The sequence below is a fragment of the Pseudomonas sp. LB3P31 genome (assembly GCF_054897945.1).
In genome coordinates, this window is sequence record NZ_CM142710.1 from 4,835,441 (window position 1) to 4,842,500 (window position 7,060).

Annotated in this window: 9 protein-coding genes and 1 tRNA gene (1 of these 10 only partly in view); 5 read left to right on the forward strand and 5 right to left on the reverse strand. The window is 56.0% G+C overall.

What is annotated here, in order from left to right; genetic code table 11:
• The first annotated feature begins 111 nt into the window (after positions 1 to 111).
• Entirely contained in the window at positions 112 to 1,554 is a 1,443-nt protein-coding gene (gene mgtE / locus ACYZTK_RS22050; RefSeq protein WP_462011764.1) for a magnesium transporter, read from the forward strand.
• Positions 1,555 to 1,655: 101 nt separating this feature from the next.
• Here the strand turns inward: mgtE and ACYZTK_RS22055 are convergent, their stop codons facing one another.
• The 3 genes from ACYZTK_RS22055 to ACYZTK_RS22065 form a co-directional block, all read right to left on the reverse strand.
• Positions 1,656 to 1,982, reverse strand: coding sequence for an Arc family DNA-binding protein (locus ACYZTK_RS22055; RefSeq protein ID WP_003178899.1), 327 nt, complete (start codon positions 1,980 to 1,982; stop codon positions 1,656 to 1,658).
• Positions 1,983 to 2,472: 490 nt separating this feature from the next.
• Positions 2,473 to 2,652, reverse strand: coding sequence for a PA3371 family protein (locus ACYZTK_RS22060; protein ID WP_462011765.1), 180 nt, complete (start codon positions 2,650 to 2,652; stop codon positions 2,473 to 2,475).
• Between the two features lie 22 nt (positions 2,653 to 2,674).
• Positions 2,675 to 2,908, reverse strand: coding sequence for a hypothetical protein (locus tag ACYZTK_RS22065; RefSeq protein ID WP_462011766.1), 234 nt, complete (start codon positions 2,906 to 2,908; stop codon positions 2,675 to 2,677).
• 289 nt (positions 2,909 to 3,197) lie between these two features.
• On the opposite strand from ACYZTK_RS22065, the gene ACYZTK_RS22070 reads away from it, so the two are divergent.
• Positions 3,198 to 3,274 (forward strand) — tRNA-Arg (locus ACYZTK_RS22070).
• 510 nt (positions 3,275 to 3,784) lie between these two features.
• Positions 3,785 to 4,069 (forward strand): hypothetical protein, encoded by a 285-nt coding sequence (locus tag ACYZTK_RS22075; protein ID WP_462011767.1) that lies wholly within the window; start codon positions 3,785 to 3,787, stop codon positions 4,067 to 4,069.
• Between the two features lie 233 nt (positions 4,070 to 4,302).
• On the opposite strand, the gene ACYZTK_RS22080 is transcribed toward ACYZTK_RS22075, so the two are convergent.
• Both ACYZTK_RS22080 and ACYZTK_RS22085 read right to left on the reverse strand, forming a co-directional pair.
• The gene (locus ACYZTK_RS22080) at positions 4,303 to 4,908 is read right to left on the reverse strand and encodes a trimeric intracellular cation channel family protein (RefSeq protein WP_462011768.1); all 606 of its coding nucleotides are present in this window, start codon (positions 4,906 to 4,908) and stop codon (positions 4,303 to 4,305) included.
• A 3-nt stretch (positions 4,909 to 4,911) separates the two neighbouring features.
• A complete protein-coding gene (locus tag ACYZTK_RS22085) occupies positions 4,912 to 6,291 on the reverse strand; it encodes a M20 metallopeptidase family protein (RefSeq protein ID WP_462011769.1) in 1,380 nt (459 codons plus the stop codon).
• A 191-nt stretch (positions 6,292 to 6,482) separates the two neighbouring features.
• On the opposite strand from ACYZTK_RS22085, the gene ACYZTK_RS22090 reads away from it, so the two are divergent.
• Complete coding sequence (locus ACYZTK_RS22090; protein WP_462011770.1) at positions 6,483 to 6,908, forward strand: hypothetical protein; 426 nt, start codon at positions 6,483 to 6,485, stop codon at positions 6,906 to 6,908.
• Between the two features lie 62 nt (positions 6,909 to 6,970).
• Positions 6,971 to 7,060, forward strand: partial view of a hypothetical protein gene (locus ACYZTK_RS22095; RefSeq protein ID WP_462011771.1) — the start only. It continues 663 nt past the right edge of the window; 90 of the gene's 753 nt are visible here — the first part of the coding sequence; the start codon lies at positions 6,971 to 6,973; the stop codon falls past the right edge of the window.

Sequence of the window (7,060 nt, forward strand, 5' to 3'; positions counted from 1 at the left end):
TGGACTTACCCAGTAGTTACTCAAAAAGCAATTTAGAATCCCGATTGTCCAATCATAGATTGATTGATTGATCCTCCCGGCGTGCCCCGCTGCTGGGAGTGGAGCTCGCCTATGTCTCAAGTTGAAGTAAAGAAAACGCAAGAAAGCCTGCAAGACCGCCTCGCTCAAGTCGTTGAGCTGTTGCAGCGTCAACGTGTTGTCGAAGATCTGACTCACCGTCAGGAGGGCCCGCACCACGAACGGGTCGAGAACCTGGTTCACCGGCAGAACCTCGTCGAGCTGCAACGCAAGCTTGATGACCTGCACTCCGCCGACGTTGCCTACATCCTTGAAGCACTGCCGCTCGATGACCGCCTGACGCTCTGGCAGCTGGTCAAGGCTGATCGCGACGGCGACATCCTGCTCGAAGTATCCGATTCGGTTCGCGAAACCCTGATCGCCGACATGGACGATCACGAGCTCCTGGCAGCAGCCAAGGACATGGACGCCGACGAACTGGCGGACCTGGCCTCCGAACTGCCGCGCGACGTTGTTCACGAGCTGATGGAAACGCTCGATGGCCAGCAGCGCGAGCGTGTCCGTTCCGCACTGTCCTATGACGAGGAGCAAGTCGGTGCGCTGATGGACTTCGAGATGGTGACAATCCGTGAGGATGTCAGCCTCGAAGTGGTCCTGCGCTACCTGCGGCGCTTGAAAGAGTTGCCTGGGCATACCGACAAACTATTCGTTGTCGATTACGACGGAGTGCTCAAGGGCGTCCTGCCGATCAAGCGCCTGCTGGTCAATGATCCGGATAAACAGGTGGCTGAAGTCATGGCCAGCGATCCGGTGAGTTTCCACCCGGACGAAGATGCGTACGATGCCGCCCAGGCATTTGAGCGTTACGACTTGATCTCCGCACCTGTGGTCGACAAGAACGGCAAGCTGATCGGTCGCCTGACTATCGATGAGATGGTCGACCTGATTCGTGAAGAGAGCGAAAACGAAGTACTCAACATGGCGGGTCTGCGTGAAGAGGAAGATATCTTCGCCTCCGTCTGGAAGTCTCTGCGCAACCGTTGGGCCTGGCTGGCCGTGAACCTGATCACTGCGTTCATTGCCTCGCGAGTCATCGGCCTGTTTGAAGGCTCGATCGAGAAACTGGTGGCACTCGCGGCCTTGATGCCGATCGTTGCGGGTATTGGTGGTAACTCGGGTAACCAGACCATCACCATGATAGTTCGGGCCATGGCCCTGGATCAGGTGAGTACCGGCAATACCTCGCGACTGATGCGCAAGGAGTTGGCGGTAGGCTTGATCAACGGGCTGGTTTGGGGTGGCGTGATTGGTATCGTGGCCTATCTGCTCTATGGCAGCTGGTCGCTGGGGGTGGTGATGACTGCCGCCATGACGCTCAATCTGCTGCTGGCAGCGTTGATGGGGGTACTGATCCCGATGACGCTGGCTCGCCTGGGACGAGATCCCGCCATGGGCGCCAGTGTAATGATCACCGCTGTGACCGACAGCGGTGGGTTCTTCATCTTCCTGGGGCTGGCAACTATCTTCCTGCTCTGATCCCCAGGCACAAAAAACCCGCCAGCCAGCGGGTTTTTTTATGCGCGCAATTCAGCTAAAAGAAAGCCAGCAATTAAGCTGGCTTGGGGCATTTGGCTGAATCAGGACGCGTCTGCAGCCATTTCGGCGTCATGGGCGATCAGTGAAACCAGCGCGTTCTGCTGGCGATGAGAAAGTTGGCGGAAACGTTGCAACAGTTCGCGTTCGTGCAGTGACAGCTCCGGACTGTCCAGGCGCATGCTCAGTTCTTCGCCCAGCGCACCTTCCTGAATCAAGCTCTGCTCAAGGCGCGCAATGATTTCGGAGTTCATGCTGCGATGATGATTGCGAGCCACCTCGGCAATGCGTTCACGCATTCCGTCTGGCAGACGTACGACGAACTTGTCAGCCGTACGGCTGGAATAAATTGCCTGTTTCAATGGGCGCATATATTTAACCGGTTAGTTCAGGGGAGCGGTTCTCGGGATTGGCCGCAGGATGTCTGATAGGACACGCCTTCTGGACAAATGTTCAACCTGAATTGATAGAAGCTCGCATCATGCCTCAAGATTGCCAGTTCGTTGGCGTCAATTCTGTGACAAATATTGAACCGGATAAAGGCGTTCTGCCAGCACCAATGACCAGAAATGCGGACTGGTTGGAAAGTTTACCCAGGTCCTTATTCAGAATCGCTTCGTCTATCCGTAGGAGCTATGCCCAACGCCATTCAATAGGGCGCGCTACAGAGAATCATTTGCCACACCCTTCTATTAGAGCGTAGTGGCAATTGGCCGATTTACTAGGCTGGTTGGGGAGGGGATGTCGTATATGGGATGGATGGCAGGGTGAGCTGCATGAGGGGTGCGAGTGAAGCTGCGTTTCAAGGTGGGGGCTGTGACTCAGCCCCTTCTTTGCCGCGATATTGTCCCTGTCACAGGTTTAGCGCAGTACAGGGTCAAACTTGAATTTGCGACCCGCTATCAGTGCCAGGACAAACAGCAGGCTAGACACCCCGCAGGCAATCAGGGGGGCGGTGATGAGGCTGTCTTTGATCAGTGCAACATGCAGCATGCCGCTCAGTAGAGATAAGGCTAGAAATGCTGTGGCCCATTTGGACATGCTGTGCTCCTGGTGAAATGATTCAAAATATCAAGCGATCTGCTGATTGTGCGGCGGCCATCGGCATCGCCTGGCTCGCTTGCTGCCTGAGGGCATGTGTTTCGTCAGTCATGACTGCAAGCTGCGGAGCCCTTTGCAACTGGAGGTAGTGTGGCGTTCGGTGGTTGGCGGCCACACTTGGATTCTCCGGCGCAAAATGAACACCCAGTACGACCGCAAGGGCGATTGCATTGGCGACTATTAAAGTGCTGTTCATGAGGCTGGCCTCCGCTTGTGTATGAAAGCAGTTAAAGCAGACGGCATGCCAATGATTTAACGGCTTTTTATTGAGTAAAATCAGGTAGTTAAGGGGTGAGGGAGGGGGGCGGGCATTGCAATCTGCAAGAATGCGATTTTTGAGAGGATGCAATCTGCACGATGAGGGTGAATTAATTGGAGAAAATGCCTACGCTTAAAAAGCATGGGTACGACATGACAAATGGGAGACTGCCCGTTAACATGCAGGCCGTCCTCTGCAGCAGTGCTTTTGCAGGGCGGCGATCAGTGTCTCAGTAGCTCAATTGGATAGAGCATCCCCCTCCTAAGGGGAAGGCTGGCAGTTCGAACCTGCCCTGGGACACCATATAATTCAGGCCTGTTAAGACTTTTCCTGATAGATCGGTTTGGCCGTGACAGCAGGGTGGCAGCAGCAGGCAATAGAAAGCCCCGCCGGGCAATGCTCAGGCGGGGCTTTTTATTCCAAACACGAAAAGCGGCGACCGGGTTCCTGAGATAGGCAGTCAAATCACGAAACGGTTTTCGCCATCTCGGAGGTAGCCGCCAACCCCGTCCTGCATTCACCGCTCGCTCCAGAGCACCCTGTTGGTCTTCCATTGATCTGAATGGGTAATTGCGACCTTAATCCCCCCGGACTCCCTGAAGGTTATGTTTGTGGTTCTTGGCTCGGGCCGCTCGAGGAGCAAGTCTATCGGCTATGACCTCATGACGAGCATTTGTTCGGTTGGTTGGGGGAAACCCGCGTACAGCTAAAACGGTTGAGACTCGGGCTTATTTTGCCCGCTGTCCTACCCGCTCGACGAACGTCGTGAGTAGCCAGAGGTCAAACGGATACACGTCACTAAGGAGACGTCTGATGGTTACTCACTTCAAAGTAGGCGGGCATCTGGCCTGCGGTCACAATGGCAACCAACTCACCTCGACCACTGAACTGGCCCGCGTGAAATGCAGAAGCTGCCGCAACACCGACGCGTTCAAGGAAGCACGCAAAAACCAACGCAATTTGGTAAGACGCACGTCTCGCAAAGCCAAGATCACCCACACCGCTAATGACTGGCGGGCGGCGTGGACCGAGCGACTCACCGCCATGACCGGGCGACAACGCTTGCCCCGGGGCTTTGCCGGTCAATCATTCGTCTAGAATGCCAATCTGGCGGCTGCGACGCTATTCCCCCAGCCGCCAACTCCAACGATTCAAGCAAAGCCAGCAGCCTCCTCGGGAACACATCCGGCAGCGCCACTGGGTTGGTATGAGGGCAATTTTTCTGATCGGTCCCCTTCTGGCCGAGAGCTGCCTGTCACGAAAGGCCGCAGTCGACCCATTGCCGTCAGTCGGATAGGGAGTAATCAGCCGGTAATGCTCCCGACTTTAAGTTATTTAGTTGAGAAAATACCTGGCATTTGCAGGTGCTTGTAAATCGCGAGAAACCTCAGGCTACAGATGAAGACCAGGGTTACCCAACCGCTGACCCAGATTGAGGGAATGGTGTCGCGCACCAGTACATAGAGAATGCAGCCGAGCAAGATTGGCGTGGCGTAGATCTCCCGTGACATCAGCAGCGAGACCCTGCCGGCCAGGGCATCACGGACGATGCCACCCCCAATGCTGGTAAGGACCCCCATCGTCACCGCCACAGCTTCGGTGTAATGCAAACCCAGCACCTTCTCGGTGGCGACGATGGCGAACAACGCTCCCGCCAAGCCATCGAGATACAACAGCAAGCCTGACTGTTTTTGCATCCGCGAAGCGAGGAAAAAGGTCACCAGTGCAGCCGCCAGAGCGACCCAAACGTAGTTGAAATCGGCGATCCAGAAAATCGGCACATCAAGCAGTAGATCGCGAATGGTTCCTCCGCCGATGGCCGTGATCACACCCAGTACAACGGCACCGAAAATATCGACATCGACCTTCCTGACAGCCAGCACACCGGTGATGGCGAAGACCGCCGTGCCGACCATCTCCTGAAGATAAAGCAGCATCGATCACTCCGTTCTCAGGTTGCCCATCAGGTGGTCGATTGCGATGTGTGCATGTAGCCTGACGCCTGTCTGCAAGGCGTCGTCATTGGCATAGAAATGTGGGTTGTGGTTGTAGCTGATGCCGCGCCCGTCCGGTATTGGCACAATGGCACCGTCTTTGAATTCGGCGTCTTGCACCCCGAGCAAGACATACAACCCGCCATACCGGTTAACGAACACTGAAACGTCGTCGTAGCCCAAGGTAGGCGCTGTCTGCACCAAGTTCTGCGGGCCTACGACCGACTCTAAGGTAGGAATCGCAGCATGTACCCACTTCGCTTCGTTATGAACGGCCGGCACGTGCTGGAGAAATTCGGTCTCGGCCACGCATCCCTGGGCTTGAGCCAAGTGCGAGGCCAGTTGTTGCAAGCGCTGGCAAATATCATCCATGTCTGACTCTACGGAGCAACGCACCGTGCCCAGCAGTGTGACCGTCTCGCCAATTATGTTGAATCGGCCCTGATCTTCGATGTGCCCAAAACTGATGGTCACCGGGTTGTAGGCGGGCACTTGCCAGTAGATTTGCGCGGAGGCGCTGATGATCTCGGCAGCCACCGGCAAGGGGTCTTTGCCCATCCAAGGGGTTGAGCCATGAACCTGTTGCCCGGTGATGACGATGCGTACGATCACCGACGCCGCATACTGATTGCCGATCCGATAGGCGACGACGCCATTCGGCAGCGGCCCAACGTGCATGCCAAACACCATCGTCGGCATCGGGTTCGCCAATGCCTGGGCATCATCCATCGCTGCCGCGCCACCGGTTTCACCCAGCGGCGGGCCTTCCTCGGCGGGCTGAAACACGAACAGTATCGTGCCGGCCAAATGCTCCCTCACACTGACCAATGCGTCGGCAGCCCCCATCAGCATTGCGGTATGGCAATCATGGCCACAGGCATGTGCAACCGGAAATGGCCCACCCGGATAGTCGTCGTCCACGACGGTAGAGGCGAAATCGATATCAACCAATTCTTTGACCGGTAGCGCATCAATATCGGCGCGCAATGCGATCACCTGATCACCGGGCTTGCCCCCGCGCAACACCCCGACGATGCCATACCCTGCAATGTTGGTTCTTACTTCATCCAGCCCGAGTGAGTGCAAGTGCTCTGCAATAAAGCGCGCGGTGTTCACCTCGCGATTGGAAAGCTCGGGGTGAGCATGCAAATGATGTCGCCATTCGATCACTTGATCCGTCAATTCTTCAATGCGCTGGTCGATGAGCTGGTGAAGGTCTGTTGCAGGACGGGTTTCGCTACTGACGATGTGCGCGCAGACACTCTCGACATGACCTACACAAGACATACTTGTTGCTCCCTGGTTCTTTGTCACATGCGCCTGCATGACGCGGATCGTCGTAAAGATAGCCGACTATGTACGAGACATGTTTCTCGAGGGGCATTTGTCTGGGTAATCGGGAGGCTAACGGGGTTCGAGGGAAAGGGAATGTCTGCTCTTGGCCGATTGCTGTCTGTCACGAAGGGCCGGCAATCGACCCGTTGCAGGCATAAATTGGCTACCACGCGCGCCAGTCGTTGCAGATCGGCGATCTGGACAAGGGCGCGCCAGAGTTCCGCCCGGAGGCACGCTACAACCTGGACAACGCCTATTTGCTGGATCACTACACCACCAGCACTGATGTTTACGTGGTGATTTTCAAAACCCCTCAAGAGCAATGCGCACGGTTCGCCGCAGCGGATCTGGCCAATCGCTTTGCACGCACCATGCGTCAAGTACCGGGCGTGGAGTCAGTGCAATCGCTTTACGACGCCATGCGTTTCAAGATTATGGCGACCAACGAAGGCAACCCAAAATGGGCTGAGCTTTCGCGTGATCCCTACGTGATGAACACGGCGCGCGCCGGTGCCGCCAGCGAGCTCATCAACAGCGATTGCAGCGCCGCGCCGATCAGCCTGTATCTCGCCGATCATAACCCCAGGAAGCCTTTCTGGAGTCACTGAAAACTACGGGCACCTCGATTGTTTTCACGGCTCTGACGCTGGCTGCAGGTGTCGCGACTTGGATGTTCTCGACCCTCAAGTTTCAGGCGGACATGGGCATGCTGCTAATGCTTCTGTTTATCATGGAACATGATTGGCACGCTGGTACTGAC

Bases quoted from the DNA above. Each gene is read 5' to 3' on its own strand.
- ACYZTK_RS22060 (WP_462011765.1), bottom strand. From the start codon at position 2,652: ATGTCCAAATGGGCCACAGCATTTCTAGCCTTATCTCTACTGAGCGGC.
- ACYZTK_RS22080 (WP_462011768.1), bottom strand. From the start codon at position 4,908: ATGCTGCTTTATCTTCAGGAGATGGTCGGCACGGCGGTCTTCGCCATC.
- mgtE (WP_462011764.1), top strand. From the start codon at position 112: ATGTCTCAAGTTGAAGTAAAGAAAACGCAAGAAAGCCTGCAAGACCGC.
- ACYZTK_RS22075 (WP_462011767.1), top strand. From the start codon at position 3,785: ATGGTTACTCACTTCAAAGTAGGCGGGCATCTGGCCTGCGGTCACAAT.
- ACYZTK_RS22055 (WP_003178899.1), bottom strand. From the start codon at position 1,982: ATGCGCCCATTGAAACAGGCAATTTATTCCAGCCGTACGGCTGACAAG.
- ACYZTK_RS22065 (WP_462011766.1), bottom strand. From the start codon at position 2,908: ATGAACAGCACTTTAATAGTCGCCAATGCAATCGCCCTTGCGGTCGTA.
- ACYZTK_RS22085 (WP_462011769.1), bottom strand. From the start codon at position 6,291: ATGCAGGCGCATGTGACAAAGAACCAGGGAGCAACAAGTATGTCTTGT.